Below are 14,494 nucleotides of genomic sequence, written 5' to 3' on the forward strand. Positions count from 1 at the left end.
CTCTGGGGCGGGCGAAGACGATTCGGGCTCGAACGAAGGCGCCCTCGTTGGCGTGGCAATGCCGACACAGCAGTCGGAACGCTGGATTGCCGACGGAGCCAATGTTGAGGCAGAGCTGAAAGAACTCGGCTACAAAGTGGACCTGCAGTACGCCAACGACGACATTCCCACCCAGGTGTCGCAGATCGAGAACATGATCAACGGGGGCGTCGAGGCCCTGATTGTCGCCTCGATTGACGGCACCACCTTGACCAGCGTCCTGGAGACCGCGGAGGCGCAGGACATTCCTGTCATTGCCTACGATCGCCTCATCAACGGTTCCGACACCGTTGACTACTACACCACCTTTGACAACTACCAGGTCGGTGTCCAGCAAGGAACGTCGCTGCTGATCGGCCTTGGAGTCCTCGACGAGAACGGTGAGGAAACCGGCGAAAAGGGCCCGTTCAACGTTGAGCTCTTCGCCGGCAGCCCGGACGACAACAATGCCACCTTCTTCTGGAATGGCGCCATGGATACTCTGCAGCCGTACCTGGACAGCGGTGTCCTGAATGTGCCGAGCGGGCAGACCGAGTTCGAGCAGGCGGCCATCCTGCGCTGGCTGCCCGATACGGCCCAGGACCGCATGGAAGACCTGCTCACCGTCGGCGGCGGCAAGAAGCTCGACGGCGTCCTCTCACCATACGACGGCCTCTCCATCGGAATCATCTCCGCCCTGACATCGGCAGGCTACTCGGGCGACAAGCTGCCCGTGGTAACCGGCCAGGACGCGGAGGTGGGTTCCGTGAAGTCCATCATCGATGGCGAGCAGTACTCCACGATCTTCAAGGATGTCCGCAAGCTCGGCGAACGCGCCGTCATCATGGTGGACGACCTGCTCAAGGGCGAAGAGCCGGAGGTGAACGACACCGAGACGTACGACAACGGCGAAAAGGTCGTTCCGTCCTACCTGCTCGAATCCGAGATCGTGACCGTGGACAACTACGAAAAGGTCCTGGTCGACAGCGGCTACTACGAGCCCAAAGAACTGAAGTAGGCATTTCCTGACGTTGCCGGGGCACTGTTTGCCCCGGCAACGCCGCTCTGGCGCTACTGCCGCAACTGACGACAAAGAATTGGAACGTCCATGGCCAAACACATACTCGAGATGCGGGACATCACGAAGACTTTTCCCGGCGTGAAGGCGCTGGCGAACGTGAACCTGGACGTCGAATATGGGCACGTCCACGCCATCTGTGGCGAAAACGGTGCCGGCAAGTCGACCCTGATGAAAGTCCTTTCCGGCGTCTACCCGCACGGCACCTACGATGGCGACATCATCTTCGAGGGGCAGCCCGTCGAGTTCAAAGACATCCGGGACAGCGAAAAAAGCGGCATCGTCATCATCCACCAGGAACTGGCATTGAGCCCGTACCTCTCGGTCGCCGAGAACATCTTCCTCGGCAACGAACGATCGCACAGAGGGTTCATCGACTGGGATGCCACAAACCTTGAGGCGTCGAAGCTCCTGGCGAGGGTCGGCCTGAAAATGAGCCCGCTGACCAAAGCCGGCGATATCGGCGTCGGGCGGCAGCAGCTGGTCGAGATCGCGAAGGCGCTATCGAAGGATGTCCGGCTGTTGATCCTGGACGAGCCGACGGCGGCGCTCAATGATGAAGACTCCGAACACCTGCTTGGCCTGGTCCGCGAGCTGCGGGACGAGGGCATTACCTGCATCATTATCAGCCATAAACTCAATGAAATCCGTGCCATTGCCGACGTCGTGACCATCATCCGCGACGGTCGCACCATCGAGTCGTTGAGCCTGGATGAGGGCGAGGTCAGCGAGGACCGGATCATCAAGGGCATGGTGGGGCGCGACCTTGAACACCGCTACCCACACCGGGTTCCGGCCATCGGCGAAGAAGTCCTCCGCGTCGAGGACTGGACCGTCCACCATCCCGACGAACATTCACGGGTTGTTATCGACGGCGTGAACCTCAGCGTCCGTGCGGGCGAGATTGTGGGTATTGCCGGGCTGATGGGAGCCGGCCGGACTGAACTGGCAATGAGCATCTTCGGCCGCAGCTACGGAACGAATATCACCGGCACCGTTTACAAGAACGGCCTGCCGATCAGCACCCGCACGGTCAGTGAAGCCATCGGCCACGGCATTGCGTACGCAACCGAGGACCGGAAAAAGTACGGACTGAACCTGATTGAAGACATCAAACGCAATATCTCCGCAGCCGCGTTGGGAAAGCTGGCCAAAAAAGGATGGGTGGACGGCGACCAGGAAGTCATTGTGGCCGAAAAGTTCCGCCGTTCGATGAACATCAAAGCACCTTCCGTTACCTCGGTGACTGGAAAACTCTCCGGCGGCAACCAGCAGAAGGTCGTGCTCTCGAAATGGATGTTTTCCGATCCCGACGTCCTGATCCTCGACGAGCCCACCCGTGGCATTGACGTCGGAGCCAAGTACGAGATCTATACCATCATCAACAAACTCGCGGCCGAGGGAAAGGCCATCATCGTCATCTCCTCGGAACTGCCGGAAATTCTCGGCATCTGCGACCGCATCTACACCCTGGCCGAGGGTGCCATCACCGGTGAAGTTTCCATTGCGGAGGCGAACCCGGAAATTCTCATGCAACATATGACCAAGGACAAGGACTAGCTCGAATGGTTACGACCCTTAAGGATGCCACCAGTTTCCTGACCAGCAGGCTGCGGCAAATCGGCATCTTCGTCGCACTGCTGGTTATTGTCGGTTTCTTCCAGATCCTGACCGCCGGTGCCCTGCTGCAGCCCGAGAACGTTTCGAACATTGTCGTTCAGAACAGCTATATTCTGCTGCTTGCCATCGGAATGGTGATGGTCATTATTGCCGGCCATATCGACCTGTCTGTCGGCTCGGTGGCCGCGTTTGTCGGCGCGATGTCCGGCGTCATGATCCAGGACTGGGGATTCCCCTGGTGGCTTGCATTAGGGGCCTCACTCGTCGTCGGTGCGCTGGTGGGTGCGTGGCAGGGATTCTGGATTGCCTACGTCGGCATCCCGGCCTTCATCGTGACGCTCGCCGGCATGCTGATCTTCCGCGGTTTGACGCAGATCGTCCTGGAGAACCAGCGCATCACCGGTTTTCCTGAAGAGTACCGCCAGCTTGGCGGCGGTTTCCTGTTCCCCGGGCTCTTTCCGCCGGAGACGAATATCTTCGACTGGACCACAGTCGGACTGGGCCTTCTCGCCGTCGTACTGCTGGCCGCGCAACAGCTCCGCTCCCGGAAATCCCGCAGCAGACTGGGCCTGGACGAGGAACCTAAGGCTTGGTTCGCCACCAAACTTGCCTTCGGCATCGTCATGATCCTGGGTGTTACCTACTTGCTGGGCAGCTCCCGCGGCGGAACGCCGATTGTCCTGGTTGTCCTCGGCGCACTGATCGTTATCTACAGCGCGGTGATGAACCGGAGCGTTTTCGGCCGGCACATTTACGCCCGCGGAGGGAACCTGCACGCTGCCGAGCTTTCCGGTGTTAAGACGAAGAAGATCGACTTCTACCTGTTCGTCAACATGGGCGCTCTTTCGGCGCTGGCCGGATTAGTCTTCACCGGCCGGCTCAACTCTGCCGGGCCGGGTGCAGGAAACCTGTTCGAACTCGACGCCATCGCCGCAGCCTTCATCGGCGGCGCCGCTGTCACCGGCGGTATCGGCACCGTCGTGGGTGCCATCACCGGCGGCCTGATTATGGGCGTGCTCAATAACGGCATGTCCCTGATGGGTGTCGGAACGGACTACCAGCAGTTCATTAAGGGCATGGTCCTGCTGCTGGCTGTGGCCTTCGACGTCTTCAACAAGCGCCGCGTGGCCGGTACATCAAAACCAAGGCGCGACCGCGGGCTGGGCCGGGGCGGATCAGCTAAGCCGCTCCAGGACCAGGGCCATGCCTTGGCCGCCACCGACACAGAGGGTGACAAGTCCGACGGTGCCGCCGGTGGCGGAGAGCCCGTTCAGCAGGGTGGTCGTCAAACGTAGGCCGGTCATTCCAAAGGGGTGGCCCAGCGCGATGGATCCGCCATGGACATTGAGCTTGGCGGGATCAATCCCGAGCTCGCGTGCGCTGGCCACCACTTGGACGGCGAAGGCTTCGTTCAGTTCGACCAGGTCAATGTCGTCGATGGTCAGGTTTGCCTGAGCCAGCACTCTGCGGGTCGCCTCGATCGGTCCGAGCCCCATGATTTCGGGGGAGAGAGCGCTGGCCGACGTCGCGACGATCCTGGCCAGCGGCGTGAGCCCGAGTTCCCGGGCGCGGACGTCGCTCATCACGACCATGGCCGCGGCGCCGTCGTTCAGCGGGCAGGCATTGCCCGCCGTGATGGTTCCGTCCTCGCGGAAGACCGGCTTCAGCTGGCTGACCGCGTCCAGCGTTACTCCGGCCCGCGGAGAATCGTCCCGTTCGAAGATACTTCCGTCGCTCAGGGTGTAGGGCGTGATTTCGCGGGCATAGAAACCGCTCTTGGCCGCAGTCTCTGTCCGGTTCTGGCTGAGTACTGCCCATTCGTCCTGCTCCCGCCGGCTGATGCCCAGCGATGTAGCCACATTCTCGGCGGTCTGGCCCATCGACACGTAGACGTCCGGCAGCTTTCCCTCGTCCCGCGGGTCTGTCCACACCTCATTGCTTTCGGCTTGCGCCTTGGTCCTCTGACCGGCCTCGGCGAACTTCGGGTTGTGGTTGGAGCCGGCCGTTTCGCCGGCACCCGCCCAGTTCTGGTAGCGGGAGACAGATTCGACGCCGGCGGACACAAAGGCGCTGCCCTCACCTGCCTTGATCGCGTGGAAAGCCATCCGCAGTGTCTGCACGCTTGAGGCGCAGAAACGATTGACGGTGGAGGCAGGAACCTCGTCCATCCCGGCCAGGACACCGGCGACGCGCGCCATGTTGGATCCGGCCTCCCCGCTCGGTTCTGCGCAACCCAGGTAAATGTCCTCTATTTGGTTGCGGTCCAGTTCGGGAACCTTGTCCAGCGCCGCGCTGATCATGGCCGCCGCGAGGTCATCCGGCCGTTCGCCGATGAGCGATCCCTTAAACGCCCTGCCAATCCCGCTGCGTGCCACCGAAACGATCACTGCTTCTGCCATCACGGACTCCTTTGCCAATGCGGATGTGCGGCGGGTGGCCTGGCGTCACCAAGCTGCCGCCGTCGTCGTAATTGACGTTACTCTTTTGGACGCGCCCGCGAGGAACTGCCCCGGGGCATGACGTTACTCTGCCGGCAGCCGGCTGAGGAACTGTGCCGGATCCGGGCGCTTCTTGGGCTTGGTGGTCCTGCGGCCGTCGCTTCGTTCCGGAATCCCGCCGACATAGAGCCAACCCAGGAGCCGGTCCCGCTTTTCCAGCCCGTAGAGGCGGCGGACCGCCTTGGTTTCAGTGCCCACGCCCGAACGCCACATCACGCCCCAGCCGGCGGCAAAAAGCGCGAGCTCCAGCAGGTGAGCAGCGCCCGAGGCCACCGCCTCCTGCTCCCATTTGGGCAACTTCCGGCTGCGGCGCTCGGCGATAATGGCGATCAGCAGCGGCGCCCGCGTTGCTTTCTTGCGGAAATGCTCGACCTCTTTGGCCTCGGGTTCCTGGCTCCGCTTCAAGTCGCCCTGGGCCAGCGCATCACCGACGCGCAGCCGGTCGTCACCACGGTGCACGACCAGGCGCCACGGCCTCAGTCCCTTATGATCGGCAACGGGAACGACGGCGGCCAGCAGCTCCCGCAGTGCGTCGTCACCGGGCGCCGACTCATCAACCGTGGACACGGAACGGCGCTCGGACATGGTGCGCAGGAATTCATTGTTCATGCCTCCATTTTCGCCCGGCACGTGGCACCGTGGCGAACCGGACGTTGAATGCGTCGGCGTCGGAGCGAATAACCGCTGCTGCAGCTGTCAGCGGGCCCGGTGTGCTCCATCTGCGGGCTGGACCTCGAAAATGTCCGGGGTCGTCCACCCCACCTGTTCAAATCCGGACAGCACGGCCGTCCGTACTGCGTCGACCTGGTCCACCGGGGTGAGCGCAATGGCTGAACCGCCAAAGCCGCCACCGGTCATGCGCGCGCCGATGGCACCATTGTGGCGCGCCGTTTCGACGGCGAGATCGAGCTCGGGGCAGGAGATTTCAAAGTCGTCCCGCATGGAAACATGGCTCTGATCCAGCAGTTCTCCGATGGCCGCTGGTCCCTGTGTCCGCAACACTTCCACGGTTTGCTGGACTCGTTCATTTTCGGTCACCACATGGCGTACGCGGCGGAAGGTCTCTTCATCCAGCTGTTCGGCGGCGCGGTCGAGGTCCGACGCGGTGACATCCCGCAGTGAATCAACACGCAGATCGGAGGCACCGCGTTCGCAGGAGGCACGCCGTGCCGCGTAGCCTCCCGTGGCATGGGAATGCGAGACCTTGGTATCAATAATCTGCAACACGAGGTCCGACCCCGCCAGGTCGAGCGGCACCAGTTCGGATCCATACGACCTGCAATCGATAAAGACGGCTGAACCGTCCTGCCCCAGCAGCGACGCCGACTGATCCATGATCCCTGTCGGCGCCCCGACAACCTCGTTCTCGGCCCGCTGTCCGATCAGCGCGAGCTTCGTCCGGGACAGCCCCGCGCCGGCCAAATCATTAATAGCGACCGCGACGGCGCACTCGATTGCCGCCGACGACGAGAGGCCGGCACCGACCGGAACGCTGGAGTCGATCAGCATGTCGAAGCCGCCGAAGTTCACTCCGGCTTCGCGCATCGACCAGACCACGCCCAGCGGGTAGGCCGACCAGCCGCTGACGGTGCCCGGCCCGACGTCGTCGATATCCGCGGTGGCTGGTGAGCTGCCGTTAAAAGTGGACGCCACCTGGACCTTGCGGTCAGTGCGGGCGCGCACAGCCACCCGGGTCCGCCGGTCGATGGCGAACGGCAGCACGAAACCGCCGTTGTAGTCGGTGTGCTCTCCGATCAGGTTGACCCTGCCCGGAGCGGACCAGATACCTTCCGGTTCCGTTTCGAACCGCCGCCTGAACTCTTCGGCAAGCCAATCGAGGGAGTTGTTGATGTTCATTACTTCACTTCCCGCAGCCGCCGGGCCACATCCTCCGGCGTCGTGTCATTAATAAAGGCGCCCATGGCGGCCTCCGAGCCGGCCAGAAACTTCAGCTTGTCCTCCGCCCGGCGGGGCGAGGTCAACTGCAGGTGCAGGTAACCCGCCGGACGGAGCCGCTTGTCGAGCGGTGCCTGATGCCAGGCGGAAATATACGGAGTGGGCGTCTGGTACATCCCGTCGAACCGGCCCAGCAGGTCCAGGTACAGCGTGGCCAGTTCCTCGCGTTCGGCCCCGCTGAGCGCGGCAAGATCCGGCACCTGCCGGTGCGGCACCAGATGGACTTCCAGCGGCCAGCGTGCCGCGAACGGGACGTAGGAGCTGAAGTGTTCACCTTCGCGGATCATCCGCGAGCCGTCTTCGCGTTCGGCCGCAAGGATGGAACCGGTCAAAGTCCTGGCGCCGTCGGCGTCGTCGTAATATTTCCGGGCTGCCTCGGCCATGGTGGCGGACTTGGCGGGAACATACGGGTAGGCGTAAATCTGGCCATGGGGGTGGTGCAACGTCACCCCGATGTCCGCTCCACGGTTCTCGAACGGAAATACTTGCTTCACGCCTTCGAGCGCCGACAAGGCCTCCGTGCGCTGGGCCCAGGCATCGATCACGGTCAGTGCCCGCTCGGCTCCGAGGCCGGCGAACGAACCGGTGTGCTGCGGTGTAAACGCGACCACCTCGCAGCGTCCGAACGACGAGCCGTGGGTACCCCAAACCGGATGTTCCGGCACGGGTCCGGTGGCCGGACCGAACGAGGGGAAGCGGTTTTCGAAGACTGCCACATCGTAGTCCGCTGCCGGAATCTCCGACGGGTTCGCGTCGGTCGTCGGACACAGCGGGCACTGCTCCGCGGGTGGCAGGTAGGTGCGCGTCTGGCGGTGCGCCGCGATGGCGACCCAGTCATCGTTCAGGGCGTCATAACGCATCTGGCCGGTGCCGCCACGCGGGTCCAGCGGGCGCCGGTCCCGTGCAAGCTCCGGGTCGCGGTGCCGTTCGGCGGCGGCCTCGGTTTCGTCGAAATAGATCAGCTCGCGGCCATCGGCCAGCTGCGTTGGTGTCACCAGGGTCATCGGGTTTCCGTTCTCTTCTTCATCTCAGGCCTCGGGTTGGTTTTCGTTGCCGGTGAGCTTCGCTCCGTGCTTGACGCCTCTGTGGCGTCAGTGGTCAGGATCCGGGCCACGGCTTTCCTGTATCTCTCCCCGGCCGCACCTGCCGGAAGCCAGTCGGTCACCAGGGTGTCGACGTCGTCCAGCGGAAGAATGCCTGCCAGCGCGGTGACGCCGAACTTCGTATGATCGGCCAGCACCACGAGCTCACTCGTCGAGGCGGCAAAGGCGCGGTTTGTCTCGGCTTCATGCATGTTCGGCGTTGACAGGCCACGATCGGGCTCGATTCCGTGCACGCCCATGAAGCACATGTCGAAGTGCAGAGTCCGGATGGCGTTCGTGGCGACCGGCCCCACCAATGCCTCCGACGGCGTACGTTCGCCGCCCGTAATGATGACGGTGGGCGAACCCGGGCCGGCACCCGAAATCCCCACCGCCGGTCCGGATCCGCCCCCGCCACCCGAATACAGCGAGTCGGCGACTTTCAGCGAATTCGTCACGACGGTCAGCCCCTCGACCGTACCCAGCTGCCCGGCCAGTTGGTACGTGGTGCTGCCACCGGTGAGGGCAATGGTCATACCGGGGGAGAGGAGCCCGGCGGCGGCACGGGCGATGGCGGACTTCGCTTCCTGTTCCCGGTCCAGATTGCGTTCAAACCCGGGTTCGACGGCGGTGAAGGCCTGGATCCGGCTGGCGCCTCCGTGGATCTTGTGGAGGAGACCCCTGGCGTCGAGGGTCTCGATGTCCCTGCGGACCGTCATTTCGGAAACTCCAAGCGCCCCGGCGAGTTCCGTCACCCGGACCGCTTCGCGCGACTCGAGTTCGAGGAGGATGCGGTGATGCCGTTCAGGGGCAAGCATGTCGTCCTCTCCAAGCAAAAGCAACAGAAATCAAACAAATCCTAACATAACCGAAAGTCTGGATGCCTATGTTGGCCGGAAATTCCCTGCGTAAGAGATTGAACTGTGGGTGGCTATCTCCGGTACCGTGGTCCCATGGCGCAGCATGCAGAGCAGGACCGGCGAATGTACGCCACGGGCCGGCAATACGGGATTTCCCGTGGTGATGCGCGCGCGGTGATTGCTGAACTTGCCGGTGCAATCCGCTCTTTTCAGCGCGGCGGAATCGACCTGACTGAGACCTATCCCGACGACCGGATACCACCAGCGGGCTCGGGAATCATGCTCGCGCCGTGGCCTAACCGGATCCAGGACGGCCGGTGGACGCTCGACGGCGCTACGCAGCAGCTCGACATCACCGAAGTGGCGCGGAACAACGCCATTCACGGATTGCTCCGCAACGCCGGCTACCAGCTGCTCGACCGGACGGACACGAGCGTCCAGCTGGCGGCAACGATATTTCCGCAGCACGGCTACCCGTTCAAAGTCGAACATCGGGTGCATTATGAAATCGACGAGGATCTCTCGCTCACGGTCACGCAGGAGCTGATTAACTCATCGCCGGCGCGGGCACCATTCGCCCTCGGCGCCCATCCGTGCTTTAAGATTGGCGATGTCCCCACGAAGGACCTCACCTTGACGGTCAATGCCGAAACCCGGTTGCTGACCAACGACCAGCAGATTCCGCAGGGCACAGAGCCGGCGTCGGGCGGTTTCGATTTGAGGAGCGGCAGGCGGGTTGGGGAGCTCGATCTGGACACCGCTTATACCGACCTCGACTTCACCGACGGCAAGGTGCGGCATACCCTTTCCGCCGATGACGGCCGCAGTGTCAGCCTGTGGGCCAGTGGAGCCTTCCAGTACACCCAAGTGTTCGTCACGGATCAGTTTCCCGGCGTCGAAAAAGCGGTGGCGATGGAGCCGATGACCGCACCGGCGAACGCGTTCAACTCCGGCGAGGGCCTCCGTTGGCTCGAACCGGGCGAAAGCTTCAGCGCCAGTTGGGGCATCAGCGCCAAACTGGGCTAACCAAATCGAAGACGAACGCCGTCAAACTACGACAGTCAAGAACCAAGGAAATGAGGCTACAAACAGTGACTCCAGCAGGCGGGCTGCCCGTAACTCTGGCCGACGTCGAAGCGGCCCGCACCCTGCTTGAGGGCGTCATCGAACTGACCCCGATTGAGAATTCGCGTGCCCTCGGCCGGCAATCCGGGTCCGAGGTCTACTTCAAATGCGAGAACCTGCAGCGGGCTGGATCCTTCAAGGTCCGCGGCGCCTATGTCCGGATGGCCAAACTCAGCGCGGAAGAGCGGGCCCGCGGTGTCGTCGCGGCATCTGCCGGCAACCATGCCCAGGGCGTCGCGGTCGCGGCCAGCAAGCTGGGCATCCAGGCCAGGATCTTCATGCCGGTCGGCGTTGCCCTGCCCAAACTTGCCGCCACCCGCGGCCACGGGGCAGAGGTGATTCTGCATGGCCATACCGTTGACGAGGCGCTCGCGGAGGCTCAGCGTTACGCCGACGACACTGGCGCCGTTTTCGTGCACCCCTTCGACAATGTCGACGTCGTTGCCGGGCAGGGGACCATCGGTCTTGAAATCCTCGAACAGGTTCCGCACGTGGACACCATCCTGATGGGGGTCGGCGGCGGTGGACTGATGGCCGGCGTCGCGGTTGCCGTCAAACAGCGGGCGAAGGAGCTCGGCAAGGACATCCGCATCATCGGAGTCCAGGCGGAAAATGCGGCAGCCTACCCGCCGTCGCTCGCCGCCGACGCGCTCGTGCCGCTGCAGCGGGTTTCCACAATGGCGGACGGTATCGCCGTGGGCAGGCCGGGCCAGCTGCCCTTCTCCATCATTAAGGAACTTGTCGACGATGTCGTGACCGTCAGCGAGGACGCGCTCGCCCGGGCACTGATTTTCCTGCTGGAACGGGCCAAAATGGTCGTTGAACCCGCCGGGGCTGTCGGCGTTGCAGCCTTGATGGAAGGCAAAATCGAAAATCCGGGGACCACCGTGGTGGTGCTCTCCGGTGGCAATATCGATCCCATGCTGATGCTCAAGGTCATTCAGCGCGGACTTTCCGCCGCAGGCCGGTTCATGACCATCCGGATGATGCTCGATGACCGGCCGGGTTCGCTGGCGACGATTTCGCGCATCATTGCCGAGTCGGATGCGAACGTAACCGGTGTGGACCACACCAGGCTGGGGGGCTCGATCAGTATGGGCGACGTTTCCATCACGGTGGATATCGAGACGAAGGGCCACGAGCATTGCGAGTTCGTGCTCGAGCGTCTGCGGGCAGAAGGCCTGCACCCCATCGTGGTGCATTAGCCCGCGGCCGGCTGGCAGCGGGCACATGCACGGAGGTTACTTGCGGCGCCAAGGCCAGTACCGCCGTCGTCCGCCACCTAAACCAAAGGTGATGAACGACAGCAGCACGGTGAGAAAAATGAAGGTTGGAACAATCCCTGGGCGGGTATTCATCCAGGGATTGCTGAACCCGATAATGATGAGCACGATCGTAACCACGCCGCACACAATGGATGCGATAAACAGCGTCTTCACGAGCCGCGACATCGAGCGGAACTCCTTCACGGGAGGGACTGCTAGCCGGTGAAGGGCTTGGCGGAGACGATCTCCACCGCTATGTCCTTGCCGCTCGGTGCCTTGTATGATCCCTTTTCGCCGGCCCGCATGCCGTGAATGGCTGCGCCGAGCGGGGACTTTTCGCTGAACACCTGCAGATCGGTCTCGCCTGCAATTTCGCGGCTGCCCAGGACAAAGGTCTCTTCGTCGCCGGCCACCTTGGCAACCACGAGCATTCCGGGTTCGACAATGCCGTCGTCGGCCGGGGAAGCGCCCACGTGTGAGTTGCGGAGGAGGTCAGTCAGTTGGCGGATGCGGGCCTCGATCTTGCCCTGCTCCTCCTTGGCGGCATGGTAGCCACCGTTCTCCTTCAGATCGCCTTCGGACCGCGCTTCTTCGATCTTCTTGACGACCTCAACCCGGCCGGGGCCGGACAGGTGTTCCAGTTCGGCCGTCAGCCGGTCGTGGGCTTCCTGGGTGAGCCAGGCTACGGATGATGCGTCAGTGGTAGACACGACTTCTCCTTCGATACTGCTCGGCCTGAACTGATCAGTCCAGCGCGGTGACTGCGAGAGACCCTGTTTTCTCAAGGCCCTTCATGCAAACACCCGCCGGCTGTCCTCGCTGCGACATTCTGAGCAGCGCCGGAAGCGGCGGGCGAACGTTATTAGAACCATTTTAGTGAGTTTGGGTGAGAAACCCAACATCAGGAGCCGAAACCATACCGGCGCGTCGGTTTATTACCGGCGCTATTCGACGATCCAGCAGGAGTTGACACCGCCGGAAACACCAAGGGACTCCGTCCGCACCGAGATGCGTTCCGCCGTCGTGCGGCCGTCATTAACGCCCTCGGTTTCCGGCGTCGGTCCGATGGTTGCAACCTTCCAACCCACAATCGCGAAGCTGGAGTTGAGCACCTGCACCGCACACTGCGCGGTCGCCTCCGGATCCTTGGTGACACGGAACTCCACAAACGCCTGGGTCGAGTCCGTTACCTGGAAACCGACGTCCTTGGATGTGACCGCGGGGGTGGATGAAAGTACGGTGAAAATCCCCATCATGATGACGCCGGCCAACAACCCGGCGCTGATAATGATTACCCGCGCCCGGCGGGACAGGCGCCGCTTGGGTGAGCCATAGCGATTGGCTAGGCTTGAGGGTGAGGATTGCTCGGAGGAAGTCTGTGTGGCGCTCACGGGTGGTTTCTTCGCGGTGGTGGATGGAAATCCAGTTTATCGCGTCTTATCGCCATGGATTTTCAGGAGGATTTTCCTTGTCCCAATCGACAGAGTCTCTGTCTGCCCCATCCGGTTCCGGTCCGAACGCAGGCCTGCGCCTGCTGGCCATCCACGCACATCCCGACGACGAGTCGAGCAAGGGTGCTGCGGTGATGGCAAGCTACGCGGCCGCCGGAGTGGAAGTAATGGTCGCCACCTGCACGGGAGGCGAACGCGGCTCCGTCCTCAACGTGGAAGTTGCCGACGACCCGCACGCGCTACGGGACCTGGCAGGACTTCGCCAGCTCGAAATGGCCAACGCCGCCGCCGCCCTTGGCGTGGAGCAGCGCTGGATCGGGTTCGCGGACTCCGGACTGCCCGAAGGCGACCCGTTGCCGGACCTGCCGTTCGGTTGCTTCGCCCTGCAGCCGCTGGAGCGGGCCTCGGCTCCGCTGGTCCGGCTGGTCCGCCATTTCCGCCCGCACGTCATTCTCAGCTATGACGAGAACGGTGGATATCCGCATCCGGACCACATCATGGCTCACAAAGTCGCCGCCGAGGCGTTCAGGGCTTCCGGAGATCCGGAAGCGTACGAAGGAACCGGCGAACCATGGGAGCCGATGAAGCTCTATTACGACAGAGCATTCAACCCGGAACGGTTCCGCGCCCTGCACTTCGCCCTCGAGGAAGCCGGCCTGCAATCGCCGTATGCGGAGCGGATCGCGGCGTGGGCAGAGGCCGACGCCGAGGGGCACCAGGCGATGCCCGCCGGGCACAAGACGACGACCCAGATCGACTGCGGGGACTTCTTCGAGCACCGTGAACGCGCCCTGCTGGCTCACCGGACGCAGGTGGCGCCGGACGGGTTTTTCTTCGCCGTCTCGGCCGACATGCAGCGCCGGGTCTGGCCGTGGGAGGATTACTCCCTGATCGAGTCGCGGGTGCAGACGGAACTGCCTGAATCGGACTTCTTCGCGGGCATACGATAGAGACAGCCGTTACCGGCCGCTCGACCAACAGAAAGACTTTAAGTGCGCAATTTGATGGTGTTCCTGGCGACGACTGAGCCCTCTCCGGGGGGAGATCTGCGCGAGGGACTCGATCCTGAAGCCGTCACCCCAGGCACGCTCGGCTTCCTGGCGACACTGTTCGTCGTCGTCATCACATTCTTTCTGATCCGCGACATGACCAAACGCGTCCGCCGGGTCCGCTACCGCGAGCAGGTGCAGGAAGAGGCCGCGCGCGCAGAAGCAGCAGCAGCGGAGGATAACGACGGCGGCACCGCAGCGGGCGGGACGGCTGCGGGAAGTGCGACGACGGGCAGTGCGACGGCGGACGGGCCACCTGCCGGCGGGTCGCATTCGCACAACGCCCATGCGGACGGTTCAATTGCCGACAAGCGGCACGAACACGACGGCCCGGAATCCAACCAGAGGAACTGATCCGTCATGAACAGGCTGGCCGGTGAATCCTCGGCGTATCTGCGGCAGCACGCGGATAACCCGGTCCACTGGTGGCCATTCGGCGACGACGCTTTCCACGAGGCGGAGCAGCGCGACGTCCCGGTCTTCCTCTCGGTA

The 14,494-nt window shown here is 63.1% G+C and carries 16 protein-coding genes; 8 read left to right on the plus strand and 8 right to left on the minus strand.

Annotated elements, in window-relative coordinates:
• The 3 genes from chvE to mmsB all read left to right on the plus strand — a co-directional run.
• Window positions 1–1,036, plus strand: a 1,036-nt coding sequence (chvE, locus tag Y707_RS23815; protein ID WP_051441684.1) for a multiple monosaccharide ABC transporter substrate-binding protein, incomplete at its 5' end; no start/stop codon positions are given.
• Window positions 1,037–1,126: 90 nt separating this feature from the next.
• Entirely contained in the window at window positions 1,127–2,656 is a 1,530-nt protein-coding gene (gene mmsA, locus Y707_RS0105670) for a multiple monosaccharide ABC transporter ATP-binding protein (protein WP_026534350.1), read from the plus strand.
• A gap of 5 nt (window positions 2,657–2,661) precedes the next feature.
• Window positions 2,662–4,011 (plus strand): multiple monosaccharide ABC transporter permease, encoded by a 1,350-nt coding sequence (mmsB, locus tag Y707_RS23820; RefSeq protein WP_155852754.1) that lies wholly within the window; start codon window positions 2,662–2,664, stop codon window positions 4,009–4,011.
• Here the strand turns inward: mmsB and Y707_RS29570 are convergent.
• From Y707_RS29570 to Y707_RS23830, 5 genes are all read right to left on the minus strand, one after another.
• A complete protein-coding gene (locus tag Y707_RS29570; RefSeq protein ID WP_081744644.1) occupies window positions 3,892–5,115 on the minus strand; it encodes an acetyl-CoA C-acetyltransferase in 1,224 nt (407 codons plus the stop codon). The genes mmsB and Y707_RS29570 overlap by 120 nt on opposite strands.
• 123 nt (window positions 5,116–5,238) lie before the next feature.
• Complete coding sequence (locus Y707_RS0105690) at window positions 5,239–5,823, minus strand: nitroreductase family protein (RefSeq protein WP_051441685.1); 585 nt, start codon at window positions 5,821–5,823, stop codon at window positions 5,239–5,241.
• 87 nt (window positions 5,824–5,910) lie between these two features.
• Window positions 5,911–7,071 carry a galactokinase gene (galK, locus tag Y707_RS0105695; protein WP_026534354.1) on the minus strand — a complete coding sequence of 387 codons (1,161 nt, stop codon included), beginning with the start codon at window positions 7,069–7,071 and terminating at the stop codon, window positions 5,911–5,913.
• The gene (gene galT, locus Y707_RS23825) at window positions 7,071–8,174 is read right to left on the minus strand and encodes a galactose-1-phosphate uridylyltransferase (RefSeq protein WP_035780532.1); all 1,104 of its coding nucleotides are present in this window, start codon (window positions 8,172–8,174) and stop codon (window positions 7,071–7,073) included. The genes galK and galT overlap by 1 nt, the downstream gene beginning before the upstream one ends.
• On the minus strand, window positions 8,171–9,070 hold the full coding sequence (locus Y707_RS23830) for a DeoR/GlpR family DNA-binding transcription regulator (protein WP_051441686.1): 900 nt from the start codon (window positions 9,068–9,070) through the stop codon (window positions 8,171–8,173). Before Y707_RS23830 ends, galT begins: the two co-directional genes overlap by 4 nt.
• Before the next feature lie 135 nt (window positions 9,071–9,205).
• On the opposite strand from Y707_RS23830, the gene Y707_RS23835 reads away from it, so the two are divergent.
• Window positions 9,206–10,138, plus strand: a complete 933-nt coding sequence (locus tag Y707_RS23835; RefSeq protein WP_051441687.1) for an aldose 1-epimerase family protein — start codon at window positions 9,206–9,208, stop codon at window positions 10,136–10,138.
• 50 nt (window positions 10,139–10,188) lie between these two features.
• The gene (gene ilvA / locus Y707_RS0105715) at window positions 10,189–11,442 is read left to right on the plus strand and encodes a threonine ammonia-lyase (RefSeq protein WP_035780488.1); all 1,254 of its coding nucleotides are present in this window, start codon (window positions 10,189–10,191) and stop codon (window positions 11,440–11,442) included.
• Between the two features lie 36 nt (window positions 11,443–11,478).
• Here the strand turns inward: ilvA and Y707_RS0105720 are convergent, their stop codons facing one another.
• From Y707_RS0105720 to Y707_RS0105730, 3 genes are all read right to left on the minus strand, one after another.
• Window positions 11,479–11,706, minus strand: a complete 228-nt coding sequence (locus Y707_RS0105720) for a hypothetical protein (RefSeq protein WP_155852756.1) — start codon at window positions 11,704–11,706, stop codon at window positions 11,479–11,481.
• A gap of 11 nt (window positions 11,707–11,717) precedes the next feature.
• Window positions 11,718–12,212 carry a transcription elongation factor GreA gene (greA, locus tag Y707_RS0105725; RefSeq protein WP_026534357.1) on the minus strand — a complete coding sequence of 165 codons (495 nt, stop codon included), beginning with the start codon at window positions 12,210–12,212 and terminating at the stop codon, window positions 11,718–11,720.
• Window positions 12,213–12,446: 234 nt separating this feature from the next.
• A complete protein-coding gene (locus tag Y707_RS0105730; RefSeq protein ID WP_026534358.1) occupies window positions 12,447–12,893 on the minus strand; it encodes a DUF4307 domain-containing protein in 447 nt (148 codons plus the stop codon).
• A gap of 77 nt (window positions 12,894–12,970) precedes the next feature.
• Between Y707_RS0105730 and mca the strand changes: the two genes are divergently transcribed.
• The 3 genes from mca to Y707_RS33420 all read left to right on the plus strand — a co-directional run.
• The gene (mca, locus tag Y707_RS0105735) at window positions 12,971–13,903 is read left to right on the plus strand and encodes a mycothiol conjugate amidase Mca (protein WP_253905070.1); all 933 of its coding nucleotides are present in this window, start codon (window positions 12,971–12,973) and stop codon (window positions 13,901–13,903) included.
• A 42-nt stretch (window positions 13,904–13,945) separates the two neighbouring features.
• Window positions 13,946–14,356 (plus strand): hypothetical protein, encoded by a 411-nt coding sequence (locus Y707_RS30515; protein WP_155852758.1) that lies wholly within the window; start codon window positions 13,946–13,948, stop codon window positions 14,354–14,356.
• A gap of 6 nt (window positions 14,357–14,362) precedes the next feature.
• The coding region (locus Y707_RS33420) for a DUF255 domain-containing protein (RefSeq protein ID WP_035780491.1) at window positions 14,363–14,494 on the plus strand (132 nt) is incomplete at its 3' end.

The sequence above is a fragment of the Arthrobacter sp. H14 genome (assembly GCF_000520495.1).
Taxonomy (GTDB): Bacteria; Actinomycetota; Actinomycetes; order Actinomycetales; family Micrococcaceae; genus Arthrobacter_C.

Excerpts from the sequence above, each read along its gene's own strand:
- Y707_RS29570 (WP_081744644.1), bottom strand. The coding sequence starts at position 5,115 with ATGGCAGAAGCAGTGATCGTTTCGGTGGCACGCAGCGGGATTGGCAGG.
- mmsB (WP_155852754.1), top strand. The coding sequence starts at position 2,662 with ATGGTTACGACCCTTAAGGATGCCACCAGTTTCCTGACCAGCAGGCTG.
- galK (WP_026534354.1), bottom strand. The coding sequence starts at position 7,071 with ATGAACATCAACAACTCCCTCGATTGGCTTGCCGAAGAGTTCAGGCGG.
- Y707_RS23835 (WP_051441687.1), top strand. The coding sequence starts at position 9,206 with ATGGCGCAGCATGCAGAGCAGGACCGGCGAATGTACGCCACGGGCCGG.
- mmsA (WP_026534350.1), top strand. The coding sequence starts at position 1,127 with ATGGCCAAACACATACTCGAGATGCGGGACATCACGAAGACTTTTCCC.
- Y707_RS23830 (WP_051441686.1), bottom strand. The coding sequence starts at position 9,070 with ATGCTTGCCCCTGAACGGCATCACCGCATCCTCCTCGAACTCGAGTCG.
- ilvA (WP_035780488.1), top strand. The coding sequence starts at position 10,189 with ATGAGGCTACAAACAGTGACTCCAGCAGGCGGGCTGCCCGTAACTCTG.
- Y707_RS0105690 (WP_051441685.1), bottom strand. The coding sequence starts at position 5,823 with ATGAACAATGAATTCCTGCGCACCATGTCCGAGCGCCGTTCCGTGTCC.
- galT (WP_035780532.1), bottom strand. The coding sequence starts at position 8,174 with ATGACCCTGGTGACACCAACGCAGCTGGCCGATGGCCGCGAGCTGATC.